Annotated in this window: 17 protein-coding genes; all 17 read left to right on the forward strand. The window is 63.3% G+C overall.

Going from position 1 to position 14,605, the window contains the following annotated elements; all coding sequences use genetic code 11:
• Positions 1-23: 23 nt before the first annotated feature.
• Positions 24-1,214 (forward strand): NADH-quinone oxidoreductase subunit E, encoded by a 1,191-nt coding sequence (locus J1C49_RS06755; RefSeq protein WP_227445051.1) that lies wholly within the window; start codon positions 24-26, stop codon positions 1,212-1,214.
• A gap of 83 nt (positions 1,215-1,297) precedes the next feature.
• On the forward strand, positions 1,298-2,134 hold the full coding sequence (locus J1C49_RS06760) for an endonuclease (protein WP_227445052.1): 837 nt from the start codon (positions 1,298-1,300) through the stop codon (positions 2,132-2,134).
• A gap of 417 nt (positions 2,135-2,551) precedes the next feature.
• Positions 2,552-3,475 (forward strand): hypothetical protein, encoded by a 924-nt coding sequence (locus J1C49_RS06765; protein WP_227445053.1) that lies wholly within the window; start codon positions 2,552-2,554, stop codon positions 3,473-3,475.
• A gap of 33 nt (positions 3,476-3,508) precedes the next feature.
• Positions 3,509-3,730, forward strand: coding sequence for a DUF5337 family protein (locus J1C49_RS06770; RefSeq protein ID WP_227445054.1), 222 nt, complete (start codon positions 3,509-3,511; stop codon positions 3,728-3,730).
• A gap of 15 nt (positions 3,731-3,745) precedes the next feature.
• Positions 3,746-5,044 (forward strand): NADH-quinone oxidoreductase subunit NuoF, encoded by a 1,299-nt coding sequence (gene nuoF, locus J1C49_RS06775; RefSeq protein WP_227445055.1) that lies wholly within the window; start codon positions 3,746-3,748, stop codon positions 5,042-5,044.
• Between the two features lie 197 nt (positions 5,045-5,241).
• Positions 5,242-5,586 (forward strand): hypothetical protein, encoded by a 345-nt coding sequence (locus tag J1C49_RS06780; RefSeq protein ID WP_227445056.1) that lies wholly within the window; start codon positions 5,242-5,244, stop codon positions 5,584-5,586.
• Positions 5,587-5,762: 176 nt separating this feature from the next.
• Positions 5,763-6,155: a DUF5333 domain-containing protein gene (locus tag J1C49_RS06785; protein WP_227445057.1), complete on the forward strand. Its 393-nt coding sequence runs from the start codon at positions 5,763-5,765 to the stop codon at positions 6,153-6,155.
• 408 nt (positions 6,156-6,563) lie between these two features.
• A complete protein-coding gene (gene nuoG / locus J1C49_RS06790; protein ID WP_227445058.1) occupies positions 6,564-8,606 on the forward strand; it encodes an NADH-quinone oxidoreductase subunit NuoG in 2,043 nt (680 codons plus the stop codon).
• A gap of 5 nt (positions 8,607-8,611) precedes the next feature.
• Positions 8,612-9,001 (forward strand): hypothetical protein, encoded by a 390-nt coding sequence (locus J1C49_RS06795; RefSeq protein ID WP_227445059.1) that lies wholly within the window; start codon positions 8,612-8,614, stop codon positions 8,999-9,001.
• Between the two features lie 7 nt (positions 9,002-9,008).
• Entirely contained in the window at positions 9,009-10,046 is a 1,038-nt protein-coding gene (nuoH, locus tag J1C49_RS06800) for an NADH-quinone oxidoreductase subunit NuoH (RefSeq protein WP_227445060.1), read from the forward strand.
• A 6-nt stretch (positions 10,047-10,052) separates the two neighbouring features.
• Positions 10,053-10,274 carry a hypothetical protein gene (locus tag J1C49_RS06805; protein WP_227445061.1) on the forward strand — a complete coding sequence of 74 codons (222 nt, stop codon included), beginning with the start codon at positions 10,053-10,055 and terminating at the stop codon, positions 10,272-10,274.
• Complete coding sequence (gene nuoI / locus J1C49_RS06810) at positions 10,271-10,765, forward strand: NADH-quinone oxidoreductase subunit NuoI (RefSeq protein ID WP_227445062.1); 495 nt, start codon at positions 10,271-10,273, stop codon at positions 10,763-10,765. The genes J1C49_RS06805 and nuoI overlap by 4 nt, the downstream gene beginning before the upstream one ends.
• Positions 10,762-11,169 carry a carboxymuconolactone decarboxylase family protein gene (locus J1C49_RS06815; RefSeq protein ID WP_227445063.1) on the forward strand — a complete coding sequence of 136 codons (408 nt, stop codon included), beginning with the start codon at positions 10,762-10,764 and terminating at the stop codon, positions 11,167-11,169. The genes nuoI and J1C49_RS06815 overlap by 4 nt, the downstream gene beginning before the upstream one ends.
• Positions 11,166-11,768: an NADH-quinone oxidoreductase subunit J gene (locus tag J1C49_RS06820; protein ID WP_227445064.1), complete on the forward strand. Its 603-nt coding sequence runs from the start codon at positions 11,166-11,168 to the stop codon at positions 11,766-11,768. Before J1C49_RS06815 ends, J1C49_RS06820 begins: the two co-directional genes overlap by 4 nt.
• Positions 11,743-12,222 carry a hypothetical protein gene (locus J1C49_RS06825; protein ID WP_227445065.1) on the forward strand — a complete coding sequence of 160 codons (480 nt, stop codon included), beginning with the start codon at positions 11,743-11,745 and terminating at the stop codon, positions 12,220-12,222. Before J1C49_RS06820 ends, J1C49_RS06825 begins: the two co-directional genes overlap by 26 nt.
• Positions 12,219-12,524, forward strand: a complete 306-nt coding sequence (nuoK, locus tag J1C49_RS06830; RefSeq protein WP_227445066.1) for an NADH-quinone oxidoreductase subunit NuoK — start codon at positions 12,219-12,221, stop codon at positions 12,522-12,524. Before J1C49_RS06825 ends, nuoK begins: the two co-directional genes overlap by 4 nt.
• Positions 12,525-12,528: 4 nt before the next feature.
• Positions 12,529-14,604 carry an NADH-quinone oxidoreductase subunit L gene (gene nuoL, locus J1C49_RS06835; protein ID WP_227445067.1) on the forward strand — a complete coding sequence of 692 codons (2,076 nt, stop codon included), beginning with the start codon at positions 12,529-12,531 and terminating at the stop codon, positions 14,602-14,604.
• Position 14,605: the final 1 nt, after the last annotated feature.

A 14,605-nucleotide genomic window follows, 5' to 3' on the forward strand; every position in this document is an offset into this window, starting at 1 on the left:
ATCGTGAGAAAGAGAGCCGACCGATGCTGCGCCGTTTGCACCCCGAGCAACCCGACAGTTTTGCGTTTACCGCCGACAACCAGACCTGGGCGGAAGCGCAGATCCGGAAATACCCCGAAGGCCGTCAGGCCAGCGCCATCATCCCGCTTTTGTGGCGCGCGCAGGAACAGGAAGGCTGGCTGTCGCGCCCGGCGATCGAGCACGTGGCCGAAATGCTTGATATGGCCTATATGCGCGCGCTCGAAGTGGCCACGTTCTACTTCATGTTCCAGCTGCAACCCGTTGGCTCTGTTGCGCATATCCAGATCTGCGGAACCACGTCCTGCATGATTTGCGGGGCGGAGGATCTGGTGGCGGTCTGTCAGGACAAGATTGCAAAGGCGCCCCATGCGCTGTCGGCTGACGGCAAGTTCAGCTGGGAAGAGGTCGAGTGCCTCGGGGCATGCGCCAACGCGCCGATGGCACAGATCGGCAAGGATTACTACGAAGACCTGACCGCCGAAAAACTCGGGGCGCTGATTGATGCGCTGGCCAAGGGCGAGGTGCCGCAGGTTGGCCCGCAGAACGGCCGTTTTGCAGCGGAGCCGGCCTCGGGCCTGAGCAGCCTGACGGAATTCCGCAACGCGGGCATCACGCTGAACGCCTCCGCGCAGCTGGCCCATGACATCGGTGACACGGTCAAGCGGATCGACGGAAGCGAAGTGCCGTTCCGCGCCCCGTGGACCGACCCTGCCACGGGTGAGCCGGCGGAAGCGGCCAATTCCGGGCGGGCACCGTCTTCCGCGGCTCGCGACGACATGATGCCGCCCGCTGGGCCGGACGGGGCGCAGGGAGGCCGGACCAAAGGCGAAGAGCCGGCGCCACGCAATGTCGGGGCGGCCTCTGACGGACGTGCGGAAGCGCCCGGAGAGGCGCCTGAAGCCGAGCCGAAGGCGAAGCCTGCGACAGACGCGACAGACGCGGCCCCCGAGACGGGCCGGAAACCCGAGACGCTGGATGCTCCCAAGGGTGGCAAGGCGGATGATCTCAAGAAGATCAGTGGGGTCGGGCCGAAGATGGAAGCGCTGTTGCACAGCCTCGGATTCTATCATTTCGAGCAGATCGCGGCCTGGGGTCCGGAGGAGGTCGCATGGGTCGATGACCACCTCGAAGGCTTCAAGGGCCGCGTTTCGCGCGATAATTGGGTGGAACAGGCGAAAAGTCTTATGTCCTGAGACAAGACGGGTTGACCCATTCGTGTTAAGAGAAACACTGTCAAGCAAGAGTGACACTGCTCGACAGGAATAGGGAGAGACCGATGAGTGACAAGAATGGCGGCATGAGCTGCGCATTGGGCAGCTGGGCCATGGCCGCGGGAGCAGGGCTCCTCGCGATTGTGTTGCTGCTCGTATTGGGGGGCTGGAGTTTCATCGGGGCGGTGTTCATCGGAGGCATCGCAACCGTGGTTCTGGGTCTTTTGTTCAGTTTCCTGTTCTGTCGGTCCTTGCCCGCGCCGGGCACGGTGGTGCCGGGGCAGGATACCGGGATGCGCGCCGTGCCGCCGGGCGAGTCAGAGGCGGGTCATCATGCCCCGACTGCGGCGGCTCCGGCTGCGGCGGCTCCGGTTGCGGCGGCTGAGCCAGACGCGGCTCCGGCCCCTGCGGCGGCTCCGGCTCCGGCGGCAGAAGCGGCTCCCGCCGCTCCGGCGGATGAGTCGCTCGTCAAACCCTCCAAGCCCTTGGCTGGACAGGCCGAGCTTGCCGAACGCAAGGGCAGCTGGAAATATGAGGCCGAAGGTGCAAGCGCTGCGCCGGCCCCCGCGGCCGATACTGGTGCCGCGGCCGATACCGACGCCGCAGCGGATGTCGGCCAGCGACCGGTGGCGCTGGATGCGCCGCGTGAAGGCGGCGCGGACGATCTCAAGCGGATCAAGGGAATCGGGCCCAAGCTCGAACAGCTGTGCCATTCGCTCGGATTCTATCATTTCGATCAGATTGCCGCCTGGACCGCGGATGAGGTGGCTTGGGTTGATGCCAATCTCGAAGGGTTCAAGGGCCGAGTGACCCGCGACAACTGGGTGGAGCAGGCGGCCACGCTGGCGTCGGGCGAAGAGACGGCGTTCTCCAAGAAGGTCGATCAGGGCAACATGTATTGAACCAGGTGTGCGCTTGATCGGCGCGACCTTGGGAGGCCGCATTTGGAAGGGGCGTCGGGCACAAGACCGGCGCCCCCCGTTTTTTCAATTGGATGGTGCCACCTTTGCCTTGCGGGTGATGCCACTTTTGCCTTGCGGGTGGTGCCACTTTTTCCATTCCGGTGGTGCCACTTTTTCCATTCCGGTGGCCTCACCTTTGCCATGCGGGTGGCGCCGGGTGGCGCGGCATTGGGCAGGCCGGTGGCGGTTTGTCGCGCGCCCGGCAAAACGGCGCGGATGCGACGTTGACGAGCCTTGCGGATCGCGGGGGATCATGTCAGGCCAAAACCTGTGGGACTTGCGGGGAGGGCAGGGCCTGCCGCGCCGTCCGGTCGACCGGACATGGACGCGATCAAAGCACTAGCAGGAGCGAGCGACGTGAAATCCCCGATGACGACATTTTCCCCCCTTCCCGGTATGACCCCGATGATCGAGCTCTGGACCCAGCAGGTCCGGATCGGCATGGAATTCAACCAACAAATGATGAAGGTGGCCTTTGCACCGTGGCAGATGGCGATGGCCTTTGCGCCGCGTTTGCCCGGCGATGCGCCGGTCGCACCCAAGGCGGCCAAGACCACACCGGCTGCAAAACCCGCGAAAAAGGCAACGCCGTCCACGGCGCCGGTGAAAGCACCGGTCGCGGCGTCCAAAGGCCCGGTTCTGGCAAGCGACAGCGCCTCCATCTCGACGCTTGTGCCGGCGTCCGAACCTTCGGCCAAGGCAAAACCCGCCAAGTCGGAACCTGCGAAAGCCGCGCCGACGAAAGCCGCCGCCAAGGTGGATGCGCCGGCACCCGAAGCAAAGACAGCAGCGAAACCTGCGGCGCCCAAAGCGCCCGAACCGGCTCCGGTCAAGGCCCGTGCCGCGACAGTGGCAGTCAAACCCGCGGACAGCGTGAGCAAGCCCGCCACGGCCGCGTCCGCCACGGCGACAGCCGCTCCGGTCAAGGCCGCGTCGGTGCAGGCTCGTGACGGGCAGACTCCCAACAGCAAACCAGTTGAGACGAAGCCCGCCGAGACCAAGGCAGCAGGGAACGCGCCGGCCATGCTCAAGGCGCCGCGCGCCGGCAAAGCGGATGACCTGACGGTGATCAAGGGCATCGGGCCGAAGCTGGCCAAGGAATTGAACGATCTCGGCATCTGGCATCTCGATCAGGTCATGGGCTGGACCAAGGCACAGGCGCAATATATCGATGACGTGTTGCCGACGACGCGGGGCGGTGCAGTGCGCTCTGACTGGGCGGGACAGGCAAAGCGTCTGCTTGCCGCAGCCCAACCGCTGGAAAAGACCGACAAGTCCTGATAGCGCTGATCAGGAAAAGCCGACGGAGGAACGATGGCGCAGAATGACGCGCACGACAAACGGGGGCGCCGGATCGCGCTCGTCATTGCCGGCGTCGCTGTTTCTTGGCTCATCGTCACCACCGCTGGCGCCGCCATGGGGTGGGGCCCTCGGGCCCTGGCCTTTTTTGATCTCGCGGCACTTGCGGGGTTTGGCGTTGCACTTTGGATGGTATACGGGCTCTGGCGCGACAGCCGGGGCGACGGGAACGGATAACGGGGTTTATCGGGTATGCTCGACGACAAGGATCGCATCTTTACCAACATCTACGGGATGCATGACCGGACGCTGGACGGCGCCAAGAAGCGTGGCCATTGGGATGGCACGGCGGGCATCATCCAGAAGGGACGCGACTGGATCATCGACCAGATGAAGCAATCCGGTCTGCGCGGGCGCGGCGGCGCGGGCTTCCCGACCGGTCTCAAGTGGTCTTTCATGCCCAAGGAAAGCGACGGTCGCCCGAGTTATCTCGTGGTCAATGCCGACGAATCCGAGCCCGGCACCTGCAAGGATCGTGAGATCATGCGCCACGATCCGCATACGCTGATCGAAGGCTGTCTGATCGCGAGTTTCGCAATGCAGGCGCATGCGTGCTACATCTACATCCGTGGCGAGTATATCCGCGAACGCGAAGCGCTTCAGGCGGCGATCGACGAAGCCTATGACGCGGGGCTTCTGGGCAAGAATGCTGCTGGCTCCGACTGGGATTTTGACCTGTATCTGCATCACGGGGCGGGCGCCTATATCTGTGGCGAGGAAACGGCGCTGCTGGAGAGCCTTGAAGGCAAGAAGGGCATGCCGCGCATGAAGCCGCCGTTCCCCGCGGGAGCCGGGCTCTACGGCTGCCCGACCACGGTGAACAATGTCGAATCCATCGCCGTTGTGCCGACGATTCTGCGCCGGGGGCCTGATTGGTTCGCGGGCTTTGGCCGTCAGAACAACGCGGGCACCAAGCTGTTCGCGATCTCGGGCCATGTGAACAACCCGTGCGTCGTCGAAGAAGCGATGAGCATCTCCTTCGAAGAGCTGATCGACAAGCATTGTGGCGGAATCCGCGGCGGCTGGGGCAACCTCAAGGCCGTGATCCCGGGCGGGTCGTCTGTGCCCTGTGTGCGCGGCGAGCACATGCGCGACGCGATCATGGATTTCGATTACCTGCGCGGTGAGCTGGGCTCCGGCCTCGGCACGGCGGCGGTGATCGTGATGGATGAGAGCACGGACATCATCAAGGCGATCTGGCGGCTGTCGAAATTCTACAAGCACGAGAGCTGCGGCCAGTGCACGCCCTGCCGCGAAGGCACCGGGTGGATGATGCGGGTCATGGACCGTCTGGTGCAGGGCAAGGCCGAGGTCGAGGAAATCGACATGCTGTTCGATGTGACAAAACAGGTCGAAGGCCACACCATCTGTGCGCTTGGCGACGCGGCGGCGTGGCCGATCCAGGGTCTGATCAAGAATTTCCGTGACGAGATCGAGGATCGCATCAAGGCACAGAAGACCGGCCGTCTTTCGGCGGTCGCGGCCGAGTAAGCGACGCGACTGCGCACGCGGAAAGGGGGGCGGCCGGAGACGGGCGCCCTTTTTGCATCGGCCCTGAACGCTTGACGGGCGGGGGCCGGATGCGTCAAGCTACCAAGGATCGCTGCCGCATACCGACGATCTGCGTGTCATACGCGGCGGGTATTTTTCTGGTCGGTCTTTGGCCGTTCTTCGCAAGGGGGTTCATTATGATCCGTTCACTTATCCTCGTTTCGCTCGTGGCATCCGTTTCCGGATGCGGTTGGCTCGGCATCGGTCGCGGCGGCGACGTCGCCTTCGACGGGCAGTATTACCGGGGCAATGCCTCTTCGGAGCAACGGCTGGAGAAGCAGTATTTCATGGCAACGGTGGGCCCGGTGTCCAACAGCTTCGAAGGGGCGCGCGCGGCGGCCCAATACGAAGCGATCAAGCATTGCATCAAGTATTTCGGCACCTCCAACATTGATTGGGAAGTGGGACCGAACACGCCGGATTCCGCCATCATGGTGGACGGTGACGAGATCACGTATATGGGCGTCTGCGAAGACCGCTGAGCCGGTGGGCGGGGCGGCCACGACGGGCCGCGACCGTCATGCCTGCCGCGGAGGCCTCTTGCGCAGATCAGCGGCAAAACGCTGATCCAGAACGGAAAAAACTGACTGCTATTGCATAGCATGATCCGCCCTCCCTATCTGTGGGGCGGATTTCTCGTATCAGGAGGTCGCATCCCATGCGCCTTGTTTCCCTCATGACATTGGGGGCGTTTCTTGCCCTTCCGGCGCTTGCAAAGCCTCCGCTGAGCAGCGTGTCGAGCATCGATAACGGTTTGATGGCCGTGGCCATCGCGGACGAGATCCGCAAGACCTGCGACGGGATAGACGCCCGGATGCTGCGCGCTCTGTCGACCCTGAATGCGCTCAAGGCCGAGGCGCGGTCGCTCGGCTATTCGGACGATGAAATCGAGGATTACGTGACCTCGAAAAACGAAAAGCGCCGCATGCGCGCAAAGGCGGAGGCCTATCTTGCGTCGCAGGGCGTCGATAGCGGCGACAGCGCCGCGCTGTGCCGGTTCGGCGCAGCGGAGATCGCGCGGGCATCGGCGATCGGGGTGTTGTTGCGCTGAGTCGGCAATTGGCGCGGCACACGCGCCCGGCGAGTCACGCCGACTCGGCCGGATGACGGGCATGGGGTCGGCCCATCCCGGCGCGGTTGCCCCGTCCGAGGCACCGACTCACCGGCAGGAGCCCCCGGACGGGCGGGCGAAGCGGGCCTTTTTGCCGTCATTTTAAAGGTCGCTTTGTTCGCGCTAACAGTCTCGGCGATATTAGAGGGCGGTGAAGCGCTGTGCGAATCCCGCAATATTGCCACGTGAATGACCGTGTTTCGGTAATGCGCCGGGGTTGCGGCGATTTTTCCCGGTCGGTGCGACGCTTATCGGGTGGTATCGTCCCCAAGAGCGCGCTAGAAGGCGCGGGACCGCGGCCCATCTGCGGATGGGTCCCGCCAGCCACGGGAACCGAAGGGCCACCGCATGTCCGATACGCGCAAAATCATCATCGACGGGAATGAGGTCGAGGTGGACGGGGCAATGACCCTGATCCAGGCCTGTGAAGTGGCCGGGATCGAAGTCCCGCGCTTTTGCTATCACGAACGTCTCTCCATCGCGGGCAATTGCCGCATGTGCCTTGTGGAGGTGGTCGGTGGGCCGCCGAAACCGGCCGCGAGCTGCGCGATGCAGGTGCGTGACCTGCGCCCTGGCAAGGATGGCGCGCCGCCGGTGGTGAAGACCAACTCGCCCATGGTCAAGAAGGCCCGCGAAGGGGTGATGGAGTTCCTGCTCATCAACCATCCGCTGGACTGTCCGATCTGCGATCAGGGGGGCGAGTGCGACCTTCAGGACCAGGCGATGGCCTACGGGGTCGACTTCAGCCGCTTCCGCGAGCCCAAGCGTGCAACCGAGGATCTCGACCTCGGGCCGCTGGTCGAGACCCACATGACGCGCTGCATCTCCTGCACGCGCTGCGTGCGCTTCACCACAGAGGTCGCGGGCATCACGCAGATGGGTCAGACGGGCCGGGGCGAGGATGCGGAGATCACCTCCTATCTCGGGCAGACGCTCAACTCCAACATGCAGGGCAACATCATCGACCTGTGCCCGGTCGGGGCGCTGGTGTCGAAGCCGTATGCGTTCACGGCCCGTCCGTGGGAACTGACCAAGACCGAATCCATCGATGTGATGGATGCGCTTGGCTCCAATATCCGGGTCGATACGAAGGGGCGCGAGGTCATGCGCTTCCTGCCGCGCAACCATGACGGCGTGAACGAAGAGTGGATTTCGGACAAGACCCGCTTCGTCTGGGACGGGCTTCGCCGTCAGCGGCTCGACCGCCCTTACGTGCGCGAAAATGGCAAGCTGCGCCCGGCGGGCTGGGGCGAGGCGCTCGCGAAGGCCGCCGAGGCGGTCAAGGGAGCGAAGAGCCTTGCCGGTCTCGTGGGCGATCTTGCGCCGGTTGAGGCCGCCTATTCGCTGAAAGCCCTGATCGAGGGACAGGGCGGCGTTGTCGAATGCCGCACCGACGGGGCGAAGCTGCCAGCCGGAAACCGGTCCGCCTATGTGGGCAACGCGGCCATCGAGGATATCGACAGCGCCGAGATGATCCTGCTCATCGGCACCAACCCGCGCGAGGAAGCGCCCGTGCTGAACGCGCGCATCCGCAAGGCCTGGGCCGCGGGCGCCACGGTTGCGCGGATCGGTCCGCCGGTCGATCTGAGCTATGACGTGACCGAGCTTGGCGAGGGGCGCGACGCGTTGGCGAAGCTGCGCGACATGGACCATTCCGACAAGCGCGGCACGCCCGGCGTGATGATCGTCGGGCAGGGTGCGCTGACCGAGGCCGACGGCGCGGCGGTGCTTGGCACGGCAATGCAAATGGCCGAGGCTGCGGGGTCGAAATTCATGGTCTTGCACACGGCTGCGGGTCGTGTCGGTGCGCTCGATGTCGGCGCGGTCAACGATCGCGGCATGGACGCCATCCAGGAAGCAGACGTGATCTACAATCTTGGCGCGGACGAGGTCGAGATCGGCGGCGGCGAAGCGGTTGGCGATCAGAAGCGCGCCTTCGTGATCTACCAGGGCAGTCATGGTGACCGTGGCGCGCATCGTGCGGATGTGATCCTGCCGGCCGCCGCCTATACCGAGGAACAGGGGCTTTTCGTCAACACCGAAGGCCGCCCGCAGCTCGCGCTGCGCGCCGGTTTCGCGCCGGGCGAGGCCAAGGAAAACTGGGCGATCCTGCGCGCGTTGTCGGCGGAGGTCGGAGCGCAGCTTCCGTGGGACAGCCTTGCGCAATTGCGCAAGGCCCTGGTGGCGGATGTTCCGCATCTTCAACAGATCGACACGGTGCCGGAAAACGACTGGCAGGCCGAGCCAGCGGGCAGTCTCGGGGATGCGAGCTTCCGCTACGCGATCCGCGATTTCTGGCTGACCAACCCGATCGCGCGGTCGTCGGAGCTTATGGCGGAGCTGTCGCGGCGGGCGCGGGAGCGGTCCGAAGCGCCCATGGCGGCGGAGTAAGAGCCATGCGGGGGGCGGTCTTCGTCTCTGCATTGGCTCTGACGGGATGTATGCAAACCGGGGGAACCGGCGGGGTCGCAACCGTCGAGCCGGTCTATGCGGGGATCGAAACGCGGCTTCTTGACGGGGATCTGGTGAATTTCCTCGTGGTGATGCCACAGGTGCGCAGCGCCGCGGATGTAGAGGATTATGCGGAATGCGCCGCGGCGCAATATGCGCTGATCCGGGGGTATGGGTTTGCGCGGCATTTGCGCACGACTGTCAAGGAAGAGGGTGGCCTCTGGCGTGGAGATGCGGTTTACACCATCTCGGCGGCACTGCCCCCGGGGCTCAGGACAATAGACGCGGAAGTCACCGCGCTCGCCTGTGCGGAAAACGGGATACCGATGGTATGAGGGACGAATGGCTGATTTTCTGAGCACCCCGCTGGGTCTGCTGGTCATCATTGCGGCACAATGTCTGGCCGTGGTGGGTTTCGTGATGGTTTCACTGCTCTTTCTCGTCTACGGCGACCGCAAGATCTGGGCCGCGGTCCAGATGCGGCGCGGCCCGAACGTTGTGGGCGTCTTCGGCTTGCTCCAGACCGTTGCGGATGCGCTGAAATACGTGGTCAAGGAAGTTGTGATCCCGGCCGGTGCGGACCGCCCGGTCTTCATGCTTGCCCCGATGACCAGCTTTGTGCTCGCGCTGCTGGCTTGGGCGGTGATCCCGTTCAATGACACATGGGTGCTGTCGGACATCAACGTGGCGATCCTGTTCGTGTTCGCGGTGTCCTCGCTCGAAGTCTATGGCGTGATCATGGGGGGGTGGGCGTCCAACTCCAAATACCCGTTCCTTGGCTCATTGCGCTCCGCCGCGCAGATGATTTCCTACGAAGTCTCGCTTGGCCTGATCATCATCGGCATCATCATCTCGACCGGCTCGATGAATTTCGGCGCCATCGTCGCGGCGCAGGACACGGCTTACGGTTTCTTCGGCTGGTACTGGCTGCCGCATCTGCCGATGGTGTTCCTGTTCTTCATCTCCGCGCTTGCGGAAACCAACCGACCGCCCTTTGACCTTCCGGAAGCGGAATCGGAGCTCGTGGCGGGCTATCAGGTCGAATACTCCTCCACGCCGTTCCTGCTCTTCATGGCCGGGGAATACATCGCGATCTTCCTGATGTGTGCGCTGACCTCGCTGCTGTTTTTCGGCGGCTGGCTGTCGCCCATCCCGTTCCTGCCGGACAGCCCGCTGTGGATGGTGGCGAAGATGGCGTTCTTCTTCTTCCTCTTCGCCATGGTGAAGGCGATCACGCCGCGCTACCGCTATGACCAGCTCATGCGGCTCGGATGGAAAGTGTTCCTGCCGTTCAGCCTGATCTGGGTGGTATTCACCGCCTTCGCGGCCAAGTTCGAGTGGTTCTGGGGCATCTACGCGCGCTGGGGCATGGGGGGCTGATCCGCGATGAGTGATGCTGAGAGCAAGACCAACAACACGCTCGGGGTGCAGATCCTCGAAAACCTGCGCGACATCCGGGCCGAGTTGAACGCCATCAAGGGCCGGCTCGACCTGCTGGAGGCGCGCGCCAAGAACGCCGAGGGCATGAGCGTCGCGATGGCCGGGTATGTGCGCGGCGTTGAGGAACATGTCGTGCATATCGAGCAAATGCTGGGGATCGACGAATGACACAGATCGATTACGGACGCGCTGCGAAGTATTGGCTTCTGGCGGATTTCTACGAGGGCATGAAGCTGGGACTGAAGTATTTCTTCCGGCCGAAGGCGACGTTGAACTACCCACACGAGAAAGGGCCGCTGAGCCCGCGTTTCCGCGGCGAACATGCGCTGCGCCGCTATCCCAATGGCGAGGAACGCTGCATTGCCTGCAAGCTGTGCGAAGCGATCTGCCCGGCGCAGGCGATCACGATCGACGCGGAGCCGCGCGAGGACGGATCCCGCCGCACCACGCGCTATGACATCGACATGACCAAGTGCATCTACTGCGGCTTCTGCCAGGAAGCCTGCCCGGTGGATGCGATTGTCGAAGGGCCGAACTTCGAGTTTTCCACCGAGACCCGAGAAGAGCTGTTCTATGACAAGAACAAGCTGCTCGCGAATGGCGACCGTTGGGAAGCGGAGATCGCGCATAACCTCGAACTGGACGCGCCCTACCGATGAGTGATGGCAAAACCCCCTTCGAGCTGATGATGGCGCAGGCGCAGGAGATGGCGAAGGCCTTCAATCCGGCGCTGTCTTCCTTTGATCCCAAGGGGTTCGAGAAGCTCTGGCCGACCATGACCAAGGACTCCATGGAGATGTGGTTTGGCAAGGGGGTCTCCAAGGAGGGGCTCGACGCCAAGACCCGTCTGTTGCTGACGCTGGCGGGCCTCACGATGCAGGGCGCGCAGGCGGAGACGCCGTTTCGCATGACGGTGCGCCACGCGATCGAAGCGGGTGCGACGCCCGAAGAAGTGGCCGAGACCATCGCGCAGATGTCGATGTTCGCCGGCATTCCCGCCATGACGCGCGCCATGGATCTTGCGCGCGAAGTGATGGAAGAGAAAAAGGACGACACGCCATGATGGTATTCGCCTTCTACCTGTTTGCCCTCGGGGTGGTCGCAGGGGGCCTGTTCACGGTGATCAGCCGCAACCCGGTGCATTCGGTGCTCTGGCTGATCCTTGCCTTCCTGAGCTCGGCGGGGCTGTTTGTGATGATGGGCGCGGAATTTGTCGCGATGCTGCTGATCATTGTCTATGTGGGCGCGGTCGCGGTGCTGTTCCTCTTCGTCGTCATGATGCTCGACGTCGACTTCGCGGAGCTCAAGGCGGAGATGGCGCGCTACATGCCGCTGGCGCTGTTGATCGGGCTTGTGATCCTGATGCAGCTCGCGCTGGCCTTCGGCGCATGGCAGTCGAGCGAGATGGCCGCCGGGCAACTGGCGCAACCGACCCCGGTTGACCGCCATAACACCGAAGCGCTCGGGTTGATCCTCTACGACCAGTATTTCCTGCTGTTCCAGCTTGCCGGTCTGATCCTGTTGGTGGCGATGATCGGGGCCATCGTGCTCACGCTGCGCCACCGCGCGGACGTCAAACGCCAGAACGTGATCGCGCAGATGATGCGCGACCCGGCCAAGGCGATGGAACTCAAGGATGTCAAGCCGGGGCAGGGGCTCTGATCCGGTGCTGCGCGCCGCTGTCATAAGCGCGCTGGCGGCAACGCCGGCCCTGTCCGATGAGGCTTTGTGCGAGACCCGCGATTGGGCCGCGCATGAGCATGGCCATCGCGACCTTGGGCACGGGCGCGTGGCGTGGATGTGGTCCTGGAGCGCCGAGGGCGTGGCGGACGACATCCTCGTGATGGATTGCGCGACGGGACAGGGGTTGCGCGCGCGGGCGCGTGCCGAGCGCATGACCGCGCCCTTGCCCTATGACCGGCGGGCGCGCGCCGCGCGGGTGCTGCAACGCGCCGCCGACGCGCCACATTTCTTTCGCTTCGACCGTCTGGCCGAAGCGTTCGACACGATCCATGTGCCCAGCGAGCCGCTGGCACGGGACACAGAACCCTGCGCATGCGCGGCCCTCTATCCGGGCCGGTTCGACGCGGGGCAGAGCATGACGAGGGACCAATGATCGGATTGGAACATTACCTGACAGTGGCGGCGGTGCTGTTCGTCATTGGAATTTTCGGGCTATTCCTGAACCGCAAGAACGTGATCATCCTGCTTATGAGCATCGAATTGATGTTGCTGGCGGTGAATATCAACCTTGTGGCCTTCTCCTGGTATCACGGCGATCTCACGGGGCAGGTCTTCACGCTGTTTGTGCTGACCGTTGCGGCCGCAGAGGCCGCGATCGGCCTTGCCATCCTCGTGTGCTTCTTCCGCAACCGGGGCACCATCGACGTCGAAGACGTCAACGTGATGAAGGGGTAAGGACATGGAAAGCATCATCCTTTTCGCGCCTTTGCTGGGCGCGCTCATCGCGGGGTTCGGCTGGAAGATCACCGGCATCAGAGGTGCACAGTGGATCACCACGGGGCTTTTGTTTCTGGCCTGCGCGTTCTCGTGGATCGTGTTCTTCACACATTCACCCGAGACACAGCACATCCAGGTGTTGCGCTGGATCGAGAGCGGCACGCTCAGCACGGATTGGTCGATCCGTCTCGACCGACTGACCTCGATCATGTTGATCGTTGTCACCACGGTCTCGGCGCTCGTGCATCTCTATTCCTTCGGCTACATGGCCCATGACGAGAACTTCAAGGAAGGCGAAGAGAGCTACAAGCCGCGCTTCTTTGCATATCTGTCCTTCTTTACCTTCTCGATGCTGATGCTGGTGACGTCTGACAACCTCGTTCAGATGTTCTTTGGCTGGGAAGGCGTGGGCGTCGCGTCCTACCTGCTGATCGGGTTCTATTATCGCAAGCCGTCTGCCAACGCGGCGGCAATCAAGGCTTTCGTGGTCAACCGGGTGGGCGATTTCGGCTTTGCGCTGGGGATCTTCGCAATCTTCTTCCTCGTGGACTCGGTGAAGTTTGACGACATCTTTGCCGCCGCGCCGACGCTGGCAGAAACGCAGCTGACCTTCCTGTGGACCACGTGGAATGCCGCTGAACTGATTGCCTTCCTGTTGTTCGTCGGGGCGATGGGCAAATCCGCGCAGCTGTTTCTGCACACATGGTTGCCGGACGCGATGGAAGGCCCGACACCGGTTTCGGCATTGATCCATGCCGCAACGATGGTGACGGCGGGCGTGTTCCTTGTCTGCCGCATGTCGCCGGTGATGGAATTTGCGCCCTCTGCCATGGCCTTTGTCACCTTCCTCGGCGCAACCACGGCATTCTTTGCCGCGACGGTGGGTCTCGTGCAGACCGACATCAAGCGCGTGATCGCCTACTCGACCTGTTCGCAGCTCGGCTACATGTTCGTGGCCGCCGGTGTGGGCGCCTACTCGGTGGCGATGTTCCACCTGTTCACGCATGCCTTCTTCAAGGCGATGCTCTTCCTCGGCGCGGGCTCCGTGATCCACGGGATGCATCACGAGCAGGACATGCGGAACTATGGCGGATTGCGCCACAAGATGCCCAAGACCTACTGGGCGATGATGATCGGCACGCTGGCCATCACCGGGGTGGGCATTCCGCTGACCGGCTGGATCGGTTTTGCGGGCTTTGCGTCCAAGGATGCGGTCATCGAATCCGCCTTTGTCGGCTCGCAGGGGGGCTATGCCTTCTGGATGCTGGTGATCGCGGCGCTGATGACGAGCTTCTACAGCTGGCGTCTGATGTTCCTGACATTCTTTGGCAAGCCGCGCGGCGACAAGCACACGCATGAGCATGCGCATGAGAGCCCCACCGTGATGCTGGTGCCCTTGGGCGTGCTGGCGGTGGGTGCCGTCTTTGCGGGCGCGATCTGGTATTCGAGCTTTTTCGGCAAGACCAACGAGGTCATCAAGTTCTTTGGCGGTCACTATGAAGAGCCGAGCGATGCGCTCAAGGCCGCCGTGGCGGAGCGCAGCCCGAAGGCGTCGGAGCTGAAATACGTGATGGAAGATCCGCCCGGCGATGCGGCGATCTATATCCGGCCGGAGAACACGGTTCTGCATGAGGCGCATTACGTGCCGACATGGGTCAAGCTTTCGCCCTTCGTGGCCATGCTGATCGGCCTGTTCACCGCGATCTGGTTCTACATCCTCAACCCGTCGCTGCCCAAGCGGCTCGCGGAAAACCAGCGCCCGCTTTACCTGTTCCTGCTGAACAAGTGGTATTTCGACGAGGTCTACGACTTCCTGTTCGTGCGGCCGGCCAAGGGCCTTGGCCGTTTGCTCTGGAAGCGCGGTGACGGCAACGTCATCGACGGGTCGATCAACGGTCTTGCGATGGGGATCATCCCTTTCTTCACCCGGCTCGCAGGACGCGCGCAGTCCGGCTACATCTTTACCTACGCCTTCGCCATGGTGATCGGGATCGCGATCTTCATCACCTGGATGACGCTCTTCGGAGGGGCACACTGAT

The organism is Cognatishimia sp. F0-27 (assembly GCF_020667845.1).
In the GTDB taxonomy this organism is placed as follows: Bacteria; Pseudomonadota; Alphaproteobacteria; order Rhodobacterales; family Rhodobacteraceae; genus JAFMPQ01.

Excerpts from the sequence above, each read along its gene's own strand:
- J1C49_RS06815 (WP_227445063.1), top strand. The coding sequence starts at position 10,762 with ATGAGTGATGGCAAAACCCCCTTCGAGCTGATGATGGCGCAGGCGCAG.
- J1C49_RS06755 (WP_227445051.1), top strand. The coding sequence starts at position 24 with ATGCTGCGCCGTTTGCACCCCGAGCAACCCGACAGTTTTGCGTTTACC.
- J1C49_RS06825 (WP_227445065.1), top strand. The coding sequence starts at position 11,743 with ATGTCAAGCCGGGGCAGGGGCTCTGATCCGGTGCTGCGCGCCGCTGTC.
- nuoG (WP_227445058.1), top strand. The coding sequence starts at position 6,564 with ATGTCCGATACGCGCAAAATCATCATCGACGGGAATGAGGTCGAGGTG.
- J1C49_RS06760 (WP_227445052.1), top strand. The coding sequence starts at position 1,298 with ATGAGTGACAAGAATGGCGGCATGAGCTGCGCATTGGGCAGCTGGGCC.
- J1C49_RS06770 (WP_227445054.1), top strand. The coding sequence starts at position 3,509 with ATGGCGCAGAATGACGCGCACGACAAACGGGGGCGCCGGATCGCGCTC.
- J1C49_RS06805 (WP_227445061.1), top strand. The coding sequence starts at position 10,053 with ATGAGTGATGCTGAGAGCAAGACCAACAACACGCTCGGGGTGCAGATC.
- J1C49_RS06820 (WP_227445064.1), top strand. The coding sequence starts at position 11,166 with ATGATGGTATTCGCCTTCTACCTGTTTGCCCTCGGGGTGGTCGCAGGG.
- J1C49_RS06795 (WP_227445059.1), top strand. The coding sequence starts at position 8,612 with ATGCGGGGGGCGGTCTTCGTCTCTGCATTGGCTCTGACGGGATGTATG.
- nuoK (WP_227445066.1), top strand. The coding sequence starts at position 12,219 with ATGATCGGATTGGAACATTACCTGACAGTGGCGGCGGTGCTGTTCGTC.
- J1C49_RS06785 (WP_227445057.1), top strand. The coding sequence starts at position 5,763 with ATGCGCCTTGTTTCCCTCATGACATTGGGGGCGTTTCTTGCCCTTCCG.
- nuoF (WP_227445055.1), top strand. The coding sequence starts at position 3,746 with ATGCTCGACGACAAGGATCGCATCTTTACCAACATCTACGGGATGCAT.
- nuoH (WP_227445060.1), top strand. The coding sequence starts at position 9,009 with ATGGCTGATTTTCTGAGCACCCCGCTGGGTCTGCTGGTCATCATTGCG.
- nuoL (WP_227445067.1), top strand. The coding sequence starts at position 12,529 with ATGGAAAGCATCATCCTTTTCGCGCCTTTGCTGGGCGCGCTCATCGCG.
- J1C49_RS06780 (WP_227445056.1), top strand. The coding sequence starts at position 5,242 with ATGATCCGTTCACTTATCCTCGTTTCGCTCGTGGCATCCGTTTCCGGA.
- nuoI (WP_227445062.1), top strand. The coding sequence starts at position 10,271 with ATGACACAGATCGATTACGGACGCGCTGCGAAGTATTGGCTTCTGGCG.